At 59.5% G+C, this 20,067-nt stretch carries 17 protein-coding genes; all 17 read right to left on the minus strand.

Features of this window, described 5'->3' with window-relative positions:
- Window positions 1–7: 7 nt before the first annotated feature.
- The 17 genes from LDN12_RS09875 to rapZ all read right to left on the minus strand — a co-directional run bounded on the left by LDN12_RS09875 (window position 8) and on the right by rapZ (window position 20,066).
- Complete coding sequence (locus tag LDN12_RS09875; protein ID WP_223922509.1) at window positions 8–1,378, minus strand: tetratricopeptide repeat protein; 1,371 nt, start codon at window positions 1,376–1,378, stop codon at window positions 8–10.
- A 49-nt stretch (window positions 1,379–1,427) separates the two neighbouring features.
- The gene (locus LDN12_RS09880; RefSeq protein ID WP_223922510.1) at window positions 1,428–1,994 is read right to left on the minus strand and encodes a tetratricopeptide repeat protein; all 567 of its coding nucleotides are present in this window, start codon (window positions 1,992–1,994) and stop codon (window positions 1,428–1,430) included.
- A complete protein-coding gene (locus LDN12_RS09885) occupies window positions 1,994–3,298 on the minus strand; it encodes a cytochrome c3 family protein (protein WP_223922511.1) in 1,305 nt (434 codons plus the stop codon). Before LDN12_RS09885 ends, LDN12_RS09880 begins: the two co-directional genes overlap by 1 nt.
- A gap of 214 nt (window positions 3,299–3,512) precedes the next feature.
- On the minus strand, window positions 3,513–4,130 hold the full coding sequence (locus LDN12_RS09890; protein ID WP_223922512.1) for a hypothetical protein: 618 nt from the start codon (window positions 4,128–4,130) through the stop codon (window positions 3,513–3,515).
- Between the two features lie 18 nt (window positions 4,131–4,148).
- Window positions 4,149–5,432, minus strand: a complete 1,284-nt coding sequence (locus LDN12_RS09895; RefSeq protein WP_223922513.1) for a PilW family protein — start codon at window positions 5,430–5,432, stop codon at window positions 4,149–4,151.
- 24 nt (window positions 5,433–5,456) lie between these two features.
- Entirely contained in the window at window positions 5,457–5,861 is a 405-nt protein-coding gene (locus LDN12_RS09900) for a prepilin-type N-terminal cleavage/methylation domain-containing protein (protein WP_223922514.1), read from the minus strand.
- Window positions 5,839–6,324, minus strand: coding sequence for a Tfp pilus assembly protein FimT/FimU (locus LDN12_RS09905; RefSeq protein ID WP_223922515.1), 486 nt, complete (start codon window positions 6,322–6,324; stop codon window positions 5,839–5,841). The genes LDN12_RS09900 and LDN12_RS09905 overlap by 23 nt, the downstream gene beginning before the upstream one ends.
- Before the next feature lie 35 nt (window positions 6,325–6,359).
- Entirely contained in the window at window positions 6,360–11,381 is a 5,022-nt protein-coding gene (locus LDN12_RS09910) for an Ig-like domain-containing protein (RefSeq protein ID WP_223922516.1), read from the minus strand.
- Window positions 11,378–11,677, minus strand: coding sequence for a hypothetical protein (locus LDN12_RS09915; protein ID WP_223922517.1), 300 nt, complete (start codon window positions 11,675–11,677; stop codon window positions 11,378–11,380). The genes LDN12_RS09910 and LDN12_RS09915 overlap by 4 nt, the downstream gene beginning before the upstream one ends.
- A gap of 131 nt (window positions 11,678–11,808) precedes the next feature.
- The gene (locus LDN12_RS09920; RefSeq protein ID WP_223922518.1) at window positions 11,809–12,597 is read right to left on the minus strand and encodes a DsbC family protein; all 789 of its coding nucleotides are present in this window, start codon (window positions 12,595–12,597) and stop codon (window positions 11,809–11,811) included.
- Window positions 12,598–12,765: 168 nt separating this feature from the next.
- Window positions 12,766–14,136 carry a sigma-54 dependent transcriptional regulator gene (locus tag LDN12_RS09925; protein WP_223922519.1) on the minus strand — a complete coding sequence of 457 codons (1,371 nt, stop codon included), beginning with the start codon at window positions 14,134–14,136 and terminating at the stop codon, window positions 12,766–12,768.
- A gap of 145 nt (window positions 14,137–14,281) precedes the next feature.
- Window positions 14,282–15,829: a sensor histidine kinase gene (locus LDN12_RS09930; protein WP_223922520.1), complete on the minus strand. Its 1,548-nt coding sequence runs from the start codon at window positions 15,827–15,829 to the stop codon at window positions 14,282–14,284.
- Window positions 15,793–16,581, minus strand: a complete 789-nt coding sequence (locus LDN12_RS09935; RefSeq protein WP_223922521.1) for an A24 family peptidase — start codon at window positions 16,579–16,581, stop codon at window positions 15,793–15,795. The genes LDN12_RS09930 and LDN12_RS09935 overlap by 37 nt, the downstream gene beginning before the upstream one ends.
- Complete coding sequence (gene ptsP / locus LDN12_RS09940) at window positions 16,581–18,323, minus strand: phosphoenolpyruvate--protein phosphotransferase (protein ID WP_308464313.1); 1,743 nt, start codon at window positions 18,321–18,323, stop codon at window positions 16,581–16,583. The genes LDN12_RS09935 and ptsP overlap by 1 nt, the downstream gene beginning before the upstream one ends.
- A 1-nt stretch (window position 18,324) precedes the next feature.
- Window positions 18,325–18,591, minus strand: a complete 267-nt coding sequence (locus LDN12_RS09945; RefSeq protein ID WP_223922523.1) for an HPr family phosphocarrier protein — start codon at window positions 18,589–18,591, stop codon at window positions 18,325–18,327.
- Window positions 18,592–18,810: 219 nt separating this feature from the next.
- Window positions 18,811–19,206, minus strand: a complete 396-nt coding sequence (locus LDN12_RS09950) for a PTS sugar transporter subunit IIA (RefSeq protein ID WP_223922524.1) — start codon at window positions 19,204–19,206, stop codon at window positions 18,811–18,813.
- Entirely contained in the window at window positions 19,203–20,066 is an 864-nt protein-coding gene (gene rapZ, locus LDN12_RS09955; protein ID WP_223922525.1) for an RNase adapter RapZ, read from the minus strand. Before rapZ ends, LDN12_RS09950 begins: the two co-directional genes overlap by 4 nt.
- Between the last annotated feature and the right edge of the window lies 1 nt (window position 20,067).

Genomic DNA, 20,067 nt, shown 5'->3' on the forward strand with positions numbered 1-20,067 from the left:
GCCGACGTTACCGTCTCCCCTGCCGGTACTTGGCGATCCCCTCTTTATACTCGGCCAGCGCCTCTTCGAGCCGGCCCGATCTTTCGTACACACGTCCCAGTTCATGGTGGGCCATGACCGGATTGGGATTGCCGGCCAGGGCCGCCCGCAGTGCCTGTTCGGCCCCCGTGAGGTTCCCGGCGCGGGCCAGGACGATCCCCTCTTCCGTCCTGCCGTCGGGAACGCGCTGTTTGCGCTTCAAGGTTTCGTCGGTCTGGAAGACGGTTTCCAACGCCTTCCCATAGGCGGCCGCGGCCTCCGGCAACCTCTTCCGCTCTTCGAACACCCGCCCCTTGTACACATACAGGTTATAGTCCAGCGGGTTGATCTTCTCCGCCTCGTCGAACATCTTCAACGCCTGATCGAGCTTATCCTGCCTGCCGTAGGCAAAACCGGCATAATAGTAACACGGCGTGTAGGATTCATCCGCCTTGAAGGCGCTCTCCAGCAAGCTCTGACCTTCCGCCAGACGATTGTCCTCGAACAATAAAAGCGCCGATTCGCACAGGGCGATCACATGGGTCGGCTCCTTCGCGAGGGCTTCCCGGAACTGCTCCCCGGCCAGCGCCTTGTCGCCCCGCTGCACATAGAACCTGCCCAGGCTGATATGGGGCAGGACGAAGTTCGGGTCGGCCTCGATGGCCTTTTTGAACCACATCTCCGCGGTCTCGGCCATGCGCCCCGACTTCAGGGTGTTCCGGCCCATATTGTAAAACCGCAGCGCGCTCTTGGCGGGCTGATACCCCTTCTTCTCCGCCATGGCCGGTTTCGTGCCCTCGATGGAGGCGGTCAGAAAGTCCGCCATCTCCTCGGCACCCACCAGGGGATACCCCGAAAGCTCGTACTTTATGACCCGCTCCCGGTCCACGATGACCGTCGAAGGCAGGGCAATGATGCCCACATCGTGAAAGTAGCTAAGGCCGTTGTCCACGAGAACGGGATAGGTCAGCTTGAGCCGCTCCACCGTCGAACGGATCCTGGCCAGGTCGGCGTCGGCGTTTCCCTGCACATCCGCCTCGATGGCCACCACCGCCAGCCCCTTGTCCCGGTACGTTTGATACAGGGTCTGCATCCGGGCCAGGGCCTTTTCCGATTTCCGGTCCCAGGTGGACCAGACCAGGAGCACGGTCAGCTTATCCCCTTTCAGGTCGGCAAACGATTTCCGTTCGCCGGAGACGAGCGGCAGGGAGAAGCCGGGGGCCTCCATGCCGACCTGAAGCTGCTGCAACGTGGCGTCGGCCGAGGTGAACGGAAAAACGCCCAAGAGTGCGAGCAGAGCGCCCAGGAGCGCGGTCCTTCTCGAGAACATCCGGGAAAATGGGGAAATATGCCTGGTCATCGTTCCTTCTAACAATCGTCGTGGCGGGAGGGAGCGGCGGGATCGGACGTTACTTTCTTCCCTGCTGATGTTTGGCTATCCCCTCTTTATACTCGGCCAGGGCCTTCTCGAGATCGCCGGATTTTTCGTACACAAACCCCAGCTCATAGTGTGTTCTGACCGGATTCGGATTACGGGCGAGGGCCGTTTTCAACACCTGTTCGGCCTCCTTGAGGTTCCCGGTGCGGGCCAGGACGATCCCCTCCCCCGTCATGGCGGCATGGGAGTAGGGGTTGCGTTTCAGGGCATCGTCGAAGGCGGCTTTCGCCTCCGTCAGCGCCCCGGCGTTCAGGTACAGATACCCGAGGCGCACATACAGGAGGGAATCGTCCGGGGCCTGCGCGATCTGCTCGCGCAGGCCCCGGATCTCCTTCTCTTCCGGGTTTGCGGCGGCCGGAGCGGACACGGGAGCCGGCTGCTTTTCCGGGACGGCCGCCTGGGGGGCCTCCCCGTCCGCCGCCCATGATGCGGGGCAGGCGAGCACGGCGCTCATACCGGCCAGCGCGCACCAAAGCACGGCCGTGCGCAAACGGGATACGGCCGGTGCCGTCATGGCGTCGATACGGCCCGCCGCCATTACTGATTCTTTACCGCATGGTTCCGGTTATAGGAAAACTGCTTGTGGCACCCCGGCAGACAACTGCCGCCGTCGCTGGTCTTCACGAAGCCGACCGGCAGCTTCCAGGCGTTGAAGGGAACCGCATCCCGGATATGGCGCGGATTGTTCGTCGCGTGGGCATCGTGGCAGGCCCGGCAGGTGCGACCCTTTACCGTCTTGTTGACATGGACGAAATGCAGATTCTGATCCCCGTTCCTGAAGGCGGTCAATTTCGTCGTATGTTCGTCCTCGGCTAGGGACTTTTCGTGGCACATGAAGCACAGCTTGTAGTTTTCCGCGTTGTAGCCGGCATAAAAAACCGCGGGGAAATTTTCGCGCAGGATCCTGAAATTCTTGGAGCCGTGGGTATTATGGCATCCCGAGCAATCCTTTTGCTTGATGGGGCCATGATATTCGGTATTGCTATCCAGCACGGCTTTCATATTTGCCACGCGCGTGGCGCCGGCCCCATACTCCTTGTTATGGCAGCTCAGGCACAGGTCCGCCGGTTGCATGGTCAACTGCTTGACGTAATTGGACGCGTGGGGATCATGGCAGGCAAGGCATTTCTTCTCCGTCGCCAGCCCCTTGTGTTTCACGGTGGCCGAGTTGATCTCCATCTGTTTTTCCTTGTGACAGGTAAGGCAGAGATCCTCCGAGCCGTCGGCTTTCAGGTTGTACCGGTATTCGCCGTTATGGGGGTCGTGACACTCGGTGCAGGACTTCTGGACCGGAGCGTGGGTGAACTTCTTGCTCTTGAACGCCTCGGCCTTGTCGGCATGGCATTCGAAACAGACCTGGTTGACGGGCGCCCGCAACAACCGGGGGTAATCCCCCTGATGCACGGCGTGGCAGGTGGTGCAGCTCCCCACGGCGACAGGGCCGTGGACGAACTTGCCCTTCATGATGGACCGGTCATGGCACTTGAAGCAGAGTTCCGCACCGGCTGCGCGCAACTGATACTTGTTGGGGGACTGGTGGGAATCGTGGCAGGTGAAGCATTTCCCCTGCTTGACCGGCGCATGGACATATTTATGGGTATCGAGCCGTTCGTGGCACTCGGCGCACAGCTTGCCCGTGTCCCGTATCGCTTCGAACGAATGCTTTCCCGTGGGCTTGTGGCAGAAGGTGCAGTCGCCGGTGGCCGCGGGACCGTGCACGTACTTCTCGGTACCCATCTTGCCGTGGCAGTCGGCGGTAACGCAGGACGCTTTCAGGGGGGACGATTGACCGGATAAGGCAAAGGCGTTACCGGCGGAGCCGGAAAACGAAAGAAGTTGCATACCGGCGGCGATTACAAACAGAACTAGAGCAACACATGGCATTTTCCCGTGCACGGTACAAGCCCCCCTCAAAAAAATACAAAATCATAATATTGCTACACGGTTTTCAAACCATGTATACGGCGATTTGTCAAGCGTTTTCGTACAATCCGGTTTTTTAAACCATTATAATATAGAACAAATTTCCGAGCGAACCGGTTCCCGGCCCTGTCGATCAATAGGCATAAAGGACCGACATGTTTGCACGTTCTACGGCATTCGTCTCTTTTTGCGCCTGCACCTCCATGCGGTACACATAGGGAATGTGCTGCGGGGTGATGACGGACAGGGATTCGGCAACGCCGGCGCCTTCCAGCTGAAGTCCGCTGGTGTCCGTATTGCCGAAGACGGTATCCACGATTTGCGAGTACACCGTATATCTTTGCCCCCCCGTCGCCTGAAGCTGCATGGTCATGTCCGGCGTCGACTTGGGGTCCGGGTACCGGCTACAGGCGGGATCCCAGTCCGAGGTGCCCTTGCTCAGTTTGTCTTGCAGACATGTCTGTGTCGCCCTGACCTCGAGGTTGACTCCGGCAAAACTGGATTGGAGGTCAGTGACAAGAGTGGCGGATGCATAGTTTTTGAGGACCGTGGGCAAAATCTCCTTCATGACGATGTCCGTGCCGCCGTACGACGCCTCCAACGCCGTTTTATAGCGCTTCGACGACCCGGTTTGCTGGATGTTCTGGCTAATCATGTACATGACCGCCATGACGATGGTCAGTGAAATCAAGGTCATGAAAAGGGCTGTGACCAAAGCGATCCCGTCTTGTTTTGCGAGCAAGCGATTCATGAAATTTCCCCGTGAATGCTACTGATTCGTCAAAAGGTTTTTCGGGCGCACGATCAGCCGGTAAACCTTCCAGTGGTAGTTGCGCATCGCGGCGCTGAGGGTGAACGTTTTGGAAATGGAATTGTCCAACGTGGGGTCGCCGATTTCAAAGGTGGCGGGGCTTTGGTAGTTGGCGTCACGGCGCCCCACCTGGGCCAGCACGTAGACCTTGACGACCTTCAGGCTGTTGCGCAGCTTTTCGGGGTCCGCCAGCGCGCTCGTGACGCGGCCCATATTGCCGGCAGGCGAGACGGTGATCGCCCCGCCGCTGGCCAGCGGTGTCGAAAAGGTCTCGACAACGCCGTCCTGCCCTTCGCTGCCCTGGCCGTCGTCCACGTCCCAACCGAAGACGACCTGCATGTCCGCGACGCAATCCAACAGGGGAATGTACGTCAGATGACCGCCCGGAGCGCTTGACGAATGATTCAGCGAACCTTTGTACAGGATGCCGGTGGTCGGAACGCCCCCGCTGTCGGGCGAGCAGTACGAAGGTTTCTTCGTGGAATCTGCCGGCGAGGCGACGAAATAATCCGCGCGATTGAACGGCATGCCGACATTGTCGTCTGCCGAGATGCCATAGATATAGTACATTTCCTCCGGAAGCGTCGGATTGAAGGATGTATCGGCAAAGCCGCCACTGTTGTAGTTTGCCCAGTATGTCTCGGGATGGGCGGTATTGAAGATGAGTTGGTTCGTGTACGTACTTCCGGAAAACGTTTTCTTCAACACGATCACCCGGTCCGTATTGGCCAGGTTGTCCTTCTGCCAGATTCGCGGTTTCTTTTTGCCGGTAATACCGCTGCTGTAGGGCATATAGGTCCAGTTCTGGGCGGCCTTGGTCAGACCGAGCGTCGCACCCTTCAGCGCCAGATAGTCGGTTCCGGCAAGGATATTATAGCTGTCCGTGCCGTCCGAGGCCGTGGTTGCGGCAAGGGTGTCGCCGGCAACGATGGCGCGGGGAACGCCGCTGGCGGTGGTGCCGGTGCCGTCGTTATAAGCGCTGGCGGGGGCATAGCCCGCTTCATAGTAGGTTATCGGGGCGAGATAGGAAAAGGGGAGTCCGTAACCGGCTTGCTGCAGGTCGTGACGAAACATCTCCAGCCCCAGGACGCCTTCGATGTTGCTCTCCTCGGATTTGGTGATTTTACCCATCTGGTTGAGAATCGTCTTGAAGGAATCCCCCGCGATCATGATGACCACGGTGAATACCGCCATGACGACTATCAGCTCTACCAAGGTAAAACCCTTGCGGGAATTCAGCATGAACACGCCTCCGGTAAATTCCTGCTAGTAGTTGGACACGAGCGACATGATCGAGTGTACAAACCGCGTACGCTGGTAACGCCAGCTCACCTGAAGATCTATGCTTTTTGTCTTCGAGGTTACATCCGCGTTGGTCTTGACGACCGAATAGCTGCGAAATGCGCCATTAACCACGCGTGAAACCACCGTCGACTGGACATGGGGAGACGGGGAACTGGAGATCAAATCGAACGGTTTCGCCTTCTCCAGGTTCATGCTTTCGTCGGCCACCAACAGCGCCCCCTGCCTCAGTTGGTTGCCCATGTTGTAGTGGATGGCGTAATTCACCGTCTGGAGCAGGCCCAAAAGCCCCACCATCAGAATCACAATGGCCACCAGGAACTCGATCAGGGTGAAACCCTTCGTATCAGTAGACACACTTATTGCCATTGATCTTCCCCATGTTGACCCGGGCGCGCTGGACAACCAGACAGTCGTACGCGGGGTTCCCCAAACCGATCCCCACCGCAATGGTAAGCAGGTCCGAGGTGTAACCCCGTTCATCGACCGTAATGGTTGTGTTGCTGAAATTAGACAGCGTGCCGGAGTCGGAAAACTGTTGAATTGGGTACTTCGTTTGCTTATTGAAAACCCGGGTGTCGCTTGCGACAGATTCACCGGTGTAACGCCAGAACGCATATGACGTGGGGTTCAGAATTATCCTGTGTTCCCTTTTGGTCTGGATGGCCATTAACCGCGCCCCGGTCAAATCCGCCAGCATCTCCTTCACCTGGGCTTCGATGTTGTACTTGGTCTGCCAGGAATTGAAGTTCAGGGCGGCGATCGCGACGAGTATCCCTATCAGGGACATCACGACTATCAACTCTATCAATGAAAAACCACGACGGTTCATAAGCTGTTCCTCGTCAAACGCATGCTCCCGGAGGTTTACTTTTCCTGGATATGGATAATCTTCTTGACCGGCTTCGGGTTCGTCAGAAGCGAAAGGCCCTGGGCTTTCGGCGGCACCCCCTGGATCGCGCTGGTGGAGCGCCGGTTGTCCTTGGCCGTGAAGCCGGAAGACATGGAAACCTCTGCGAAGGCCCCGGTCGAGACCTGAACCATCAGCTTGCCTTTCATGGCATTGGTTGCCGGCGTCGAGCCGGTGGCGTAATTGACCGCCCAGATGTAGGAGTTGCCCCCGTAACCGCACACATCCCCCGTGGGCCGGAAGGTGGTGAAAAAGACGACCCCGTTCGTCGACGCCACCGGGTCCGTTATCACCCGTTCCGATGCATAGCCGTCGTTCAGGGCCGAGGTATCCAGGTTAATGTACCATCCCTTATAGGTCGACGCCAGGGTCGACGTCGGCGTGGTCGTCTGATCCAGCAACTGGGCGGTAGACAGGGATGTTGTGCAGGTTGGGGAAATCTTCACTGCGGCGGCGTCGTAACATGGTTCCTGGATTCCGTAAATACGGCGGCCATTGTCCTCATCGTCGATTTCCGTGGCGTTTTTGTAAAAATACCGGCCGGTGCCGAAATAGAGCCATAATTTGCCGTTGCCCCTGTCCTGCAACTTGGTGACGGCCGTGGTGACGGGGCCGACGCCACTGATCACGGAGCTCCACGTCCATGGTTTGCTGGCGTCGTTAGGGTCAATGCTCTCGTTGGTCACCAGGCGGATAACCCCGCCGCTTGTCCAATGGGTCGAATCGGTCTTCTGCACATAACCGATATACGCGGCGTCGTCCTGATAAAAGCCGCTCTTGTTCGGAAATGAACGGTCGTTGTCGATCGCCCCGTTGGACACGGATCCGGCAAAGGCATTGGCTATGCCCGTGTCGATGGTCTTCACGAGAGCCCCCGTGGCCACATCGACGATGAACAGGCGGAGAGGTTGATCGGAACGCCCCAGAAACTGGTGATTGGTCGCATCGATCGTTCCGGTAGGCCCGGACGCAAAGACCGCGAACCAGCGACCGTTCTTGGTTGCTCCCCCGACACGGACAATCACCGGGCCGGTCGTGGCGAAGCCGAGGTTGCCGCCCTTCAGGGCGGCGGTGGCGCCAGCCGTCGGGTCGCCGTGAAACTCCCACATATACTTCGGCTCTTTGGGGTTTGTGACATCCAGGGCGAAGTAACTCGAGTACCCCAGATCGGCCATGGGCGTCTTGACGCAATCCGAGCCGGCGCCGTAGCAGGCCCCGGCGCCCCCCCTGTTCCGGCTCGCGCCTCCCAGCCCGGTGCTGCCGATCAAAACAGTCTTCCAACTGGTGTTGGCGACATCGAGGTTTTTGGTCTGGACGCCGGAAACCGTGGTGTACCTGGTCTGTTTGGCGCAGTCCCAGTAATTGGCCGTACCGGCACTGGCGCACTCCGTGTGTTTATTGACGGCCACATCCACGATCAGGGGGGTGCCGTCCACATAAAACAGGTGCGGGTAATCGGCATCGCTCAGGAATTTCAGGTACGGCAATGCCTGCCTCGGGACGTAGGCCCATTCCTCGCGGCCGATGTTATCCGCTGCATCCGCCCTGATATTGGCATTGGCCCCCTGGTTCGCTCCGGAGGTAACAACCGTATAATCGTTGATTTGAGACTTATCGGCGGCACAGGTAGCCTGGTTTGCCCCACTCTGGCGGCACGGATCGGTCAGCTCCTGCAGAACCCCCATCCTGAATGCGTGCAACATGCCGTCGTTGGCCCCCACATAGGCCATGCCGCGATTGGTGTAGTCGTTGGACTTGATGAACTGGCTGTAGGAACTGTCGGTATAGCCGGTCGGTATGTCCTGGTGGTAGGAGTTGAGCCCCACGTTGCCCTCTATCTTGGGGGTCGAACTTATGATGTCCCCCAGGCGCCATGTTCCCGCGGCACCCGCTATGGTGGCCGCGCGCGTGCGATAGCCCGACTGGTCGCTTCCCCGTATGTAGGAAATAAGCTTATTGGCCTCCGTCGCGTTGGCGGCGCGCAGATAACTCTGGACGGAGAGGTCGTTCTTCAGTGCGGAGCTGAAGCTCGCCAAACCCGTGGCATCCCCCCCCGAGTTGACGACCGTGTCGTAGGCGGCCAACCCCGTGTGGGTGTAGATGGTGCGATTATCGCTTGTAAGATCACGGGACCAGAGCAGCTTTCCCGCCCGCCACAGGCTCTTGACGTTGGTGGCGTCGTCGGGGCTGTACGTCCCCAGGTCAACGGTCGTGGTTCCCGTGCCGTTCACATCTTTCGACAGGCGCACCAGGGTCTGGTTTGTGGAGGAATCGAAATAAAACTGGGCAATGTTATCGTCCAGAAGGCTCAGTTTATAGTCGGAGACCGTATCGACCCTGATCGAACTCAGTTGCAGATAAGGATCGAGGTAGTACCAGAGGTTCTGCAGCTCCCCGACCCAGGTGACCTCCGTGCCGCTGTCGAAGGCCTTCTTGGGATAGAACACCGCCTGCAGCAGGCTGGCGCCGCTCCCCTCGCTGTTGTTCAGGATCGAGGCGGCCGTCCCGGAGGAAACGCGGGTCAGGATGTCGTTAAAGGCCGACGTCAGGGCATCCTGAAGCTGGCTTCCCTGGTTGGCTTCATAATAGGTGTCGGGAACGCCGTCGCCGTTTTTATCCCACTCGGTGCATTTTGCATTCGGCGACGCCGTGCCGCAGGTACTATCGGTATATGGCTTGCCGTTCCCGTCGCGGTCATCATACCCGCCATATTTTGAAGCAAGCTGGAGCAGCTTTCTTCCTACGGCGGAATCGTCAAAGGCAAAGACCGTGTACGTTATCAGGTTCTGCGTGCCGCTAATCGCCCCGTTTCCGACCGTTGAGCTGCGCAGATCGGTATTGTGCGCATAATAGGCAACGCCGGCCAGATAATACGACCCATTGGAGCCGGGGTCCGTGCTGTAGAGACTGGTCGTGCCCTCGTTGGTGCCGATGGCGTCCATCCAGGTCTTGATGTTGAACCCATAGCTGTCGGTCACCTGATTGCTCTTGGTGCCGGCCTTATTGTTAAACGAGCCACCCGGCAGGTTCTGGTCCTTCGTCGCTTCCCCGTCCGTCAGGATCAGCATGAAGTTCCGCTGGCAGGAACTGGTGATGGGGTCCTTGCCCGAATAGGTGCCGCCGTTATAGGCGCTGGTCGTGGCCTCGAAGTACCGAACCCCCTCGTAGAACGATTCGGCCAGCGGCGTCCAGGTGGACGGATCGGTATTCTCGATCTGGGTGATGAGATTGGTTCCGGTGGAGCCGATGTCCACGGCCACATTGCCGCCGTCGCGGTCCGAGTTGCTGCCGTCCTCGTAACGCGAGCCGTCGTCATTGAAGAACATGATGCCGAAACGGATGCGGTCCGAATAACGCAACACCAGACCATCCTGGGGAGGTTGATCCCCCACATACACTTTTGTATTGTATGTCGTTGAAAAACTGGAACATGAGGAAGACGAACACACCTTGACGGTGGGGCCGTCGTCAATCTTGTAATAAACGCCGCCATAGGCCTTATAGTAGTCCCTGTCGGTGTTCTCGAGAGGGATCAGATAGTTGGCGGTATTGGCGGAACGCGGGGTGGTCTTGCCCCCCACCAGGACCTTGCGCACGACGTCGGTTCGCCGCATGGTCAGCCAGTTGAGCATGTTGCCGGACCAGAAACTCGTAAGGGACAGGGTTTTCGTACTGTCCACCTCGAAAAAGCCGCCCGACGTGGAGGTGTATTTATACATCTGCGTGGAATCGAAGTAGCCGTAATAGGTAGTAGTCGGATCATAGCTGCTATCGGCGCTGGTGCCCGACCCACCGCCCTTGCCCTTGGTTTTGTAGGCAAACTCCATCATGCTGCCGGAGTTGTCGATCGTAAGCAGCACGTTCGGCTGCACGCCGGTGCCGGCGATGAAAGGCGGCACCTGGCAGTATTCGTTCACGTCCGGGGGCGTGACATTCTGCCCGGTGGTGAAGGTCCAGACCCGCGAGGCCTGCAGGGCGTTCCCCGCCAGGTCCTTGACCCCGGTCGACACCGTAGCGGTGTAATCGGTGCCGTAATTCAGGCTGGACGACGGCGTAAAGGTTGCCGTGTTGGTGCCGCTGTCGTAGCTCACCGTCCCGCTCACACCGGCCACGGTAATGGTGCCTGTGGTGATGGTGCTGGGATCCATGGACTCGGAAAAGACAATGGTTATGGCCGAGGTGACCGCGACGGAGGTGGCGCCGCTGACCGGCGACGTGGAAAGAACGGTGGGGGGCGTCGTATCCGGAATCAGGGTGGTAAACTGCCAGGTCTTGTTCGCAGCCATGTGGTTGCCGGCCAGGTCGGTTACCGCGGTCGTAACGGTTGCGGTGTAGGTCGTGCCGCCGGCAAGGGCTGAACTCGGGGTAAACGTCGCCGTATTGTTGGTGGAATCGTAGACGACCGTCCCGCTTACGCCGTTATTCAAGGTAAAGGAGCTGGTCGTGACGCTCGTGGAAGTCATGGGTTCGCTGAACTGGGCAACGATCGTGGAATTCAGCGGGACATTGGTCGCTCCGTCGGCGGGGGAACTCGGCGTCACGGTGGGGGGCACCGTATCGGGGGCGGATTCCGTGGTGAAATAAAAGGTATAGGTATTGCTGTTGTTACCCATACTCTCGTTGGTGTAGACGCTCTTTATGCGATAATTGACGACCACCCGGTATTTTGTCGAAAACTTGAGCGCCGTTGTCGGCGTCAGGGTATACCTGGTGCTGTCCGAGGTCGGCGAATAGGTAAGTGCGGTGAACGGCGTGTTGGGGGCATCCTCGAATACGGTAATACGGTACGAACCGTTATTGTAGACCGTGGTCCACTTGACCGCTTCGCTGAAGTTGATGACAATGGGATCGCTGACGCTGACGCCGGTCGCATTGTTCGCGGGGGTCGTCGAACTGACGTACGGCACCCCGGCGCTGGCGCCGCTTGCCAGGATGGAGACCAAGAACATGGCTACCAGCAGGTGTCTGAAGATGTTCATTTCGGCACCTCCTCCACGACGATCGTGGTAACCTCGCCGCCGTTGAGCGACAGGAGCAGGGTGGAATTCCTGACGATCTTCCCGGCCTCCGTGGTCGCCTTCTCCCGGGAAACGACCACGACCTTCCGGCTCAGCCTGACCTCCCGCTGAGTCCCGCTGGTGGTCCTCACCACCAGATAATCGCCTTTATTCTTCAGCAATTTGGCACGGAACATCTCATCGGCGCCAAGGGCGGAACCAGCCGTGAGAACGATGCCGAGACTCGTGAGAAGCAACCAGTTTCGCGTGTTTTTCATTATTCGACCTCCGAACTCCACAATGCCCACAGCCAATGTTGTATTGGGACCCAAGCAGACAAGTCCGCCCAACCGCACGCCAAACATCTGTCAACGGCCTTCCGGCCCAAGATAACGCTTTGGCAGCAAACCTATTTCTCTTCCAGCATCTTCTTCAGCGTCTCCGCATCCCTGCCCCCGACCACGATCTTGCCGTCCGGCATGACCATCGTGGGGGTGCCCGAAATGCCGTTGGCATTGCCGAACTTGATGTTGGCGTCGATCCGGGCCTTGCTGGCGTCCTGCGTCGGTTTGGGCACTTCCTTGCCTGCAAAGGCCTTGTCCAGCACGTCCTGACTCTGGGTTTCCAGGATCGCCCGCGCCTTGTCGTAGGCGCCGGGATGCATGGCCAGCGGGAACGGTATGATGTAGATCGCCACATCAGGCGCGGTTTTGGCCAGGGTCTTCAGTTCTTCATGGAATTTGCGGCAGTAGGGGCAGTCCGGGTCGGTGAACACGTACAGCTTCCTGTCGCCCTTCGGGTTGCCCATGACAATGGCGTTTTCCAAGGGAATGGTCTTGGTGTCCAGGGAGGTCGCCTGCTTTTTCTGGGGCAACTCCTCTTGCGTGTGGGCCGAAACCGGCTGCAGCGTCGTCAGATCGATAACGAACCCCTGCATGAGCCGTTTCTTGGCGTAGTCGATATAGACGAGGCCCTGCCTGCCGTCCTTTTCCACCAAAAGCTCGAACATCCCCTGTATGGGAGCCGGCTTGATGGATTTCACCGTCCCGCCGGTGACCTTGAGGAGTTCCGAGGCCTCTTTGACGGAGAGGGTGTGGCATGACGTGCAGTCGGTGCCGTGCCCCGCTTTGTCCATGGCGAATGACGGGGAACCGAAAAGCGTGATAACAGCGGCTGCGAAGAAAAGTACCTTGAGCATGGATGGATTCCTTTCGAGAATATGGATGAATATCAAGCAAAATGGATGCCTTTACGCAGTAAAGGCACAACACGTTGATTCCAATGAGTTTTTTAAAGCGGGTGCCGATTGCTCCGCAATTTTTTCATACCTGGTGTACCACATGTTCGACAACCACGCAATTTTTGCCTACTCGATACCGAATTCCTTGAGCTTATAGAGCAGGGAACGGTGACTGATCTCCAGGATTATGGCCGCCTTGGTGCGGTTGCCGCCGGTCTTGAGCAGCGCCTTGCGGATAAGGTCCCGCTCCAGGGCGTCTTCGGCCTTTTTGATGGAAAGGTTTTCGTCCGGCAGGTGCGCCGGGCCTGCCCCCATTCCGCTCCTGACCCTGGGCGGCAGGCATTCGGCGGTAACGGCGCCGCCGGCGCAGAGGATCGTGGCGCGCTCGATGACGTTTTCCAGTTCGCGGATATTGCCGGGCCAATCGTATGCCGACAAGAGGCGCATGGCGTCCGGGGCGATCCTGACCGGCACGGCGCCGCCGTCGGCCGCATATTTGGCCATGAAATAGTCCGCCAGGAGGGGGATATCCTCGATACGCTCCCGCAAGGGCGGCAAGGTGATGCTGAAGACATTGAGCCGGAAGTAGAGATCCTCGCGGAAACGGCCCGAGCGCACATCCGCTTCCAGGTCCCGCGATGTGGCCGAGACGACCCGCACATTGACCTTGCGGGATGCGTCGGCCCCCACCCGGCGGATCTCCTCCTCCTGGAGCACGCGCAACAGCTTGACCTGCAGGGAAAGCGGCATCTCGCCGATCTCGTCGAGAAAAAGGGTCCCGTTGTCGGCCTGCTCGAACAGGCCGGCCTTGTCGCCAGAGGCGTCGGTGAACGCGCCGCGCACATGGCCGAACAACTCGCTTTCCAAAAGGGTCTCGGGGATGGCACCGCAATTGACCGCCACGAAGGGTTTCTTTGCCCTGGCGCCGCAGTTGTGGATGGCGCTTGCCACCAGTTCCTTGCCGGTGCCCGATTCCCCCAGGATCAGCGCGGTGGTCTTGAGGCCGGCGATCCTGCCGACCTGGGAGAAGATCTCCCGCATGGCCGGATTGCGGCTGATGATGCCGCAGAAGCCGTCCTTGCCGGCCACGACCTCCCGCAGCCGCCGGTTTTCCGACTTGAGGCGCTCCCGTTCCTCGGCCTTCCTCAACACCATCACGATCTCGTCTTTTTTAAACGGTTTGGAGATGAAGTCGTAGGCCCCCATCTTCATGCACTCCACCGCCGTGTCCACCGTCCCGTAGGCGGACATCATGATGAACGGCGCAGCGATGCCCGCTTCCAGCGCCCGCGCCAGAAGGGTCTTGCCGTCCATCTCCGGCATGCGGATATCGCAGAGGACGAAATCATATGTCGCCGCATTGAGGAGTTCCAGCCCCAGGACGCCGTCGGCGGCCGTATCGGCCCGGTATCCCTGGCGCGTCAGCATGACCGAGAGCATGTGGCGGAGGTTTTCCTCGTCGTCGATGATCAGGATATGTTTGGGGGAATCTGTCATGGGACCTCTCCACGAGGAGGTTGTTGAAAAACAGCCGTCTCTCCGCCGTCCTCGAAAGCCCTTTCGTGCGGCGTAGCGCTGCTACGCCTCCTCAGGGCCTTCTCCGGGTGCGAAGATTCGACTATTTTTGAACAACCTGGGTTTTTCAACAACCTGCTTGGGCGGGTAGCCATAAAGTGAAGCAACTTCCCGTACCCGGCACGCTCTTGACGGTAATCCTGCCCCCGAAGGCCTCGATGATGCGCGCCGATATGGCGAGCCCCAGGCCGGTTCCCTTTCCGGGCGGCTTGGTGGTGAAAAAAGGATCGAAGATGCGCGAAAGGTCCTCTTCGGGTATCCCCCCGCCGCTGTCCATCACATCGAGGCGCAGGCAGTCGGCCGGCTGGCGAAGGAAGACCGGGCAGGCCTCCTGCCTGACCCGCAGGGCCAGCTTGCCGCCACCCTGCATGGCGTCGCGGCTGTTGAGAATCAGATTGATCAGCACCTGTTGCAGTTGGTGGGGATCGACCAGCGCCGGCGGAAGATGATCGTCCTTCTGGGTGGTGACCTTGATATGCTTGAACACCCCCTGCTGCGCAAGCAGTTCGAGCGTCTCGGCAATGAGGCGGTCCAGGTCGCACGCCTCCACGGCGCTGCCCCTGGGCCGGGCGAAATCCAGAAGCCCCCGCACGATACGGTCGATACGGCTGCAATCGCCCGAGATGCGCCGCGCGTAATCCTGAATGACGGGATTGTCCGGCTGTTCGCCGGAAAGCAGTTCGGCGTAGCCCATGATGGATGCCAAAGGCGTACCGACCTCGTGGGCCATGCCGGCCGCCAGAAGCCCGATGGAGGCCATCTTCTCGGTGTGAACCGCCTCTTCCCGCGCCTGATGCAACTCGGCGTTGGCCCTTTCCAGGGCCGCCACATGTTCGGTGACCTGCTGTTCCTTGCCGAGCAGGGAACGGGACATCTCGTTGAAGGATTCGGCCAGGCGGACAAGTTCCGCGCTGCCGGAGACATGCACCTGCTGGCCGTACTGGCCGCCGGTGATCTTTCCGGTGGCGGTCAGGAGGCGGTTGATGGGCTTTACCACGATCTGCGACAGGATATAGGAGCCGAATCCGAGAAGGAGAATGAAGTCGATGACGAAATAGGCCATGAAGAGCTTTTGCGAACGATGCAGGCGCTCATTCTCCGCGGCGAGCGTCAGCACGATCCCCGCCCTGCCCACGGCGACGCCGTTGCGTATCACGGGAATGACGCGGGCGATAGCCGCCCCGCCCTGCAGGACCACGCCGCGCTCCTGGGATTGGGGGGAACCGCTGAAGGGCAGGTACACATCCGCCGACTCGTTGCCGACGGTAAAGATGATCTTCCCGTTGGCATCGAGGAGGCTCAAGCGCGCGAATGCGCCCTCATCGGCCAGTTTTTGGGCGAATACGGCCGGAGAGGACATGGGTTGGATCATTCCCTCGGGAAAGGTCGGCACCACATCGGGCAATTGGGCGGTAAAGACGCTCAGGAGCGTCCGGCCGTACTCGCCCTTCTGGGAATAGAGATCGTTGGCGGAGGTTTTGAAGGCAAGCGTGCTGAAAAGCAGCCACGCCAGGAGCAACATGCAGGTCAGAAAGGCCAGGATGGATGCCGTCAGGCTGAGCCGGACCGTAGCCACCGCTATCCCCTGGCGAAGCTGCCCATGTGGAGATACCACTGGATGAGCTGCCTGCCGTAGAAGATATACAGTACCGCGCCAAAGGCCAGATAGGGGCCGAAAGGAATGGCCAGCTTGGAATCCTTCTTCTGGATCAGCATCATGGACACGCCGATCACCGACCCGACCAGGGAACTGGCGAAGATGATGAAGGGGATGGCTTTCCAGCCCAGAAAGGCCCCCATCATGGCCAGGAGCTTGATATCGCCCCCGCCCATGCCCTCCTTGCCGGTCAGCCACTGGTAACAGGAGGCGACCAGCAGCAGGCTGCCCCCTCCCAGGAGAATCCCCACCAGGGAGTTGAGCCAGCTCTGCCACGGCAGAAAGAAGGAGAACAGAAAGCCGATCACGATACCGGGCAGGGAGATCTGGTCCGGAATGATCTGGTGTTCCATATCGATGAAGGTGATCACCACCAGGGCGGAACAGAAGAGGAAGAGCGCCAGGAAGCTCAGGGAAAGCCCGAAACGCCAGAACAGGGCCAGGGTCAAAAGCCCGTTCAACAACTCCACCAACGGATAGAGGAGCGAGATATGCCCCCCGCAGCCGCGGCATCTGCCCCGAAGGAACAGATAGCTCAGAAGCGGGATATTGTCGTACCAGCGGATGCGGTAATTGCAGAGCGGGCAGTGGGACGGCGGAAAAACCACCGATTCGTTCCTGGGCATGCGGCTGATGCAGACGTTCAGGAACGAGCCGGTAACCAGGCCGAACGCAAGGGCAAATAGGTCAAGGACGAGAAGGTTGGGCATCAGCTGCGACCTGTCGAAAAGTGGATGTCTATCTGTTTTTTCAGGAACGCTTCGACCTCGCCGGCGGTGGCAAAGGCAAAACAGGCCTCCGCAATCCCGGCGGCGCGCTCCCTGCTGCAACTGCGCACCATCCGTTTGACCCGCGGGATTGAAGAGGCGTTCATGGAAAGCTCGTCGAAACCGAGCCCGAGAAGGATCGGCAGGAAGAACGGGTCCCCCGCCATCTCCCCGCACATGCAGGCCGGTATGCCCGCCTGGTGGGCCGCCTCGACCACCTGCCGCAGCGAACGGAGCACGGCCGGGTGCAGCGGCTGGTACAGGGGCGCCAGATGTTCGTTGGAGCGGTCGATGCCGAGCGAATACTGGATCAGGTCATTGGTGCCGACACTGAAGAAATCAGCTTCCTTTGCCAGGAGGTCGGCTATGGTCACGGCCGAGGGCAACTCGACCATGATACCGACCCGGATTGCCTTGTCGAAGGCGATCCCGGCTTCCGAGAGTTCTTTTTTGGCCTCGTCCAGCAAAGCCCGGGCGCGGCGTAATTCCTCCAGCCCCGATATCATGGGGAACATGATGCGGGTGGGACCGTTGGCGCTTACCCGCAGGATGGCGCGCAACTGTTTTTTGAACTCGTCGGGCATGGCCAGCGTCAGCCTGATGGCGCGCATCCCCATGGCGGGGTTCTGCCCCACGCTGAACGGAATATCGGCCAGCAGTTTGTCGCTGCCGGCATCCAGGGTCCTGATGGTGAGCGGATGGGGGACAACAGCCTGCTGCATGGCGCTGTAGACCCGGTACTGCTCGTCCTCTTCAGGCATCTCGCGCCGGTTCATGAAGAGCATTTCGGTGCGGTACAGCCCGGCCCCCTCCCCTCCATGACTGAGCACGAATTGCCCCTCTTCCGGCACCTCCACGTTCCCCCTGAGTTCGAGACGATGGCCGTCGAGCGTCAGGGAGGGCAACGCGGCGCTCCTGAGCAGCGCCTGCTCGTCGTACTCGTAACGCTGCTTCAGCTTGAGGTAACGCTGAAAGGTGTCCTGGTCGGGGTGCACGATCAGATTCCCGCTCGTGCCGTCGACAATGGCCGGGGCATTGTCATAGGCCGGATCGGCAATGCCGTCGATGCCCGCCACGGCAGGCATCCGGAAGGAACGGGCGAGAATTGCCGCATGGGCGGTCCGGCCGCCCCCCTCCGTCACCATGCCGATGATACGCGTCTTGTCCATCTGCAGAATATCGGCGGGGGTGAGGTCGCGGGCAACGACGATGGTGTGCCCCTGCTCGGCCGAGATCGGCGTGTGAACCTGTCCGGTCATGGTGCGCAGGATCCGCTCGACGACCGCCTCGACGTCGTTGATACGCTCTCTCAGGTAGGCATCCTCGATGCCGGCGAATAATTCCCGGTATTTGTGGAGGGTCCGGTGCAGGGCGCCTTCGGCGTTGATACGCGAGCCTTCGATGATTGCCGCCGATTCGGTGAACAGGCGGTCGTCGGACATGATCAGCAGGTGGGTTTCGATGAAAAAGAGGTGATCCGAGCCGGTGTCTTCCGCAAGCCGCGCCCTGATGGCTTCAAGCTCGGCGCGGGTCTGGTCGATGGCGGTCCGTAACCGCCCGATCTCGGGTTCTATGTAGTCGTGCTCGATGGGATAGGCGTCTATGGTCAGGTTCCGGCGGTCAACGACCCGCAACCTGCCGACCGCAATGCCCGGTGAGGCTGCAATGCCTGAAAACAGGCGCATGTCACTCTTCGCCGAAACCATTGGCGATCAGTTCTCCCATGGTTTGCAGGGCCAGGGCCTCGTCGGCGCCGTCCACGCTCAGGCGAACCGTTGCGCCCTTCGAGGCGGCCAGCATCATGATACCCATGATGCTTTTGCCGTTAACCTCGATCCCTTCCTTTTCCAAGCGGATCTCGGAGGAAAACTGGCTGGCCGTCTTGACGAACAGCGCCGAAGCGCGGGCATGCAGGCCGAGCTTGTTGATTATGGTGAATTCCTGGTGGAGCATGGCGTGGTATGACCTCGTGGGAGCGCGCTGCTCCTTGGTATGAAGTATTTCGGAAAAAGCATTCGCCACGGAGCCACAGAGGTCCACGGAGAACGGCAAAAAACTTTTTCGATAAAACCATTGTCAGGAATTTCGTTTTTTCCCGCCTTACTCCCGGTTTTCTCCGTGTCTCAGCGTCTCTGCGGCCTACGTGCCGTTTTTTGTTTAATCTCCGTCCTGTTACCTTTTCAGAAACTCTCCGGCGATAATGATCCCTTCGCGACCGCACTGCTGAAGTTCGGCGGCCAGCTCGGGAACGCCCATCCTGTCGCGTTTCGAACAGAATTCGATGATCATGGGCAGGTTGACGCCGGTCAGCACCTCCACGGCGCCGTCTTTCAAAAACGGCATGGCCATGTTGGAGGGCGTCCCGCCAAACAGATCGGTCATGATGAGAGCGCCTTCGGCGCTTACCTTTTCCACGGCGGCGACCACCTTGGCCATGATCTGCTCGGAACGCTCTTCAGCCGCGACCTCCACTGTTTCGCAGGCGTCGATCGGGCCGGAGATCATCTCTGCCGAACGCAGCAGCGCCCCTGCCAACCCCGCATGTGTTACAAGAACCAATCCTGTCATGGTTGTCCCTTTTCAATGTCTCTGTGAGTAATGCGCACGCCGGGATAACTGCGCCGCAGGTATTCCACGGTCGCTTCGGCGACGGCGACCGAACGGTGCCGCCCTCCCGTACATCCGATGGAGATGGTCAGGTAGGCCTTCCCCTCCCGTTGATACGCCGGTATCAACATAGTTACCAGCGGAAAAAATGCATCGATGAAGGTCTTCGTTTCCGGCAGGCCCAGGACATAGTTCCGCACCTCCGGGTCAAGCCCCGACAGGTTTTTCATCTCCGGGACAAAGAACGGGTTGGGCAGAAAACGCACGTCCATGACAATGCTCGACTCCATGGGGATGCCGTAGCGGAAACCGAAGGACTGGACCTCCACCACAAACGGGCTGCTTCCCTCCTCGCCCCTGACGATCCTCAGGACGAAATCCTTGAGTTGATGGACGTTGAACTCGGAGGTGTCGATGATCCTGGACGCCATTTGCCGCAGGCCGGAAAGCCGTTCGCGCTCGATGCGGATCCCTTCGCTGACCGAACAGTGCTCGGCGGCCGGGTGGCGCCTGCGGGTTTCGGAGAAACGCCTGATCAGGGTCTCGTCAAGGGCGTCGAAGAAAAAGATCTCCACCTTGTGACCGGCATTGCGGATCTTCTGAAAAGCGCTTTCGTAACCTTTGAGGAATTCCCGCCCGCGGATATCGGCAACCAGGACGATGCCCTTGGAGGTCTCGCCCGACTTCTCGATCAGCTCGACAAAAGGTTTGAAGAGGCGTACCGGCAGGTTGTCGATGCAATAGAAGCCCTCATCCTCCAGAGCCCTGACGGCCGTGGACTTTCCCGACCCGGACATGCCGGTTATCACGATGATCCGCATG

Source organism: Geobacter sp. AOG2, assembly GCF_019972295.1.
GTDB lineage: Bacteria > Desulfobacterota > Desulfuromonadia > Geobacterales > Pseudopelobacteraceae > Oryzomonas.

Excerpts from the sequence above, each read along its gene's own strand:
- LDN12_RS09910 (WP_223922516.1), bottom strand. The coding sequence starts at position 11,381 with ATGAACATCTTCAGACACCTGCTGGTAGCCATGTTCTTGGTCTCCATC.
- rapZ (WP_223922525.1), bottom strand. The coding sequence starts at position 20,066 with ATGCGGATCATCGTGATAACCGGCATGTCCGGGTCGGGAAAGTCCACG.
- LDN12_RS09885 (WP_223922511.1), bottom strand. The coding sequence starts at position 3,298 with ATGCAACTTCTTTCGTTTTCCGGCTCCGCCGGTAACGCCTTTGCCTTA.
- LDN12_RS09905 (WP_223922515.1), bottom strand. The coding sequence starts at position 6,324 with ATGAACCGTCGTGGTTTTTCATTGATAGAGTTGATAGTCGTGATGTCC.
- LDN12_RS09880 (WP_223922510.1), bottom strand. The coding sequence starts at position 1,994 with ATGGCGGCGGGCCGTATCGACGCCATGACGGCACCGGCCGTATCCCGT.
- ptsP (WP_308464313.1), bottom strand. The coding sequence starts at position 18,323 with ATGCGCCTGTTTTCAGGCATTGCAGCCTCACCGGGCATTGCGGTCGGC.
- LDN12_RS09935 (WP_223922521.1), bottom strand. The coding sequence starts at position 16,581 with ATGCCCAACCTTCTCGTCCTTGACCTATTTGCCCTTGCGTTCGGCCTG.
- LDN12_RS09920 (WP_223922518.1), bottom strand. The coding sequence starts at position 12,597 with ATGCTCAAGGTACTTTTCTTCGCAGCCGCTGTTATCACGCTTTTCGGT.
- LDN12_RS09950 (WP_223922524.1), bottom strand. The coding sequence starts at position 19,206 with ATGACAGGATTGGTTCTTGTAACACATGCGGGGTTGGCAGGGGCGCTG.
- LDN12_RS09945 (WP_223922523.1), bottom strand. The coding sequence starts at position 18,591 with ATGCTCCACCAGGAATTCACCATAATCAACAAGCTCGGCCTGCATGCC.
- LDN12_RS09875 (WP_223922509.1), bottom strand. The coding sequence starts at position 1,378 with ATGACCAGGCATATTTCCCCATTTTCCCGGATGTTCTCGAGAAGGACC.
- LDN12_RS09900 (WP_223922514.1), bottom strand. The coding sequence starts at position 5,861 with ATGGCAATAAGTGTGTCTACTGATACGAAGGGTTTCACCCTGATCGAG.
- LDN12_RS09925 (WP_223922519.1), bottom strand. The coding sequence starts at position 14,136 with ATGACAGATTCCCCCAAACATATCCTGATCATCGACGACGAGGAAAAC.
- LDN12_RS09915 (WP_223922517.1), bottom strand. The coding sequence starts at position 11,677 with ATGAAAAACACGCGAAACTGGTTGCTTCTCACGAGTCTCGGCATCGTT.
- LDN12_RS09895 (WP_223922513.1), bottom strand. The coding sequence starts at position 5,432 with ATGCTGAATTCCCGCAAGGGTTTTACCTTGGTAGAGCTGATAGTCGTC.
- LDN12_RS09890 (WP_223922512.1), bottom strand. The coding sequence starts at position 4,130 with ATGAATCGCTTGCTCGCAAAACAAGACGGGATCGCTTTGGTCACAGCC.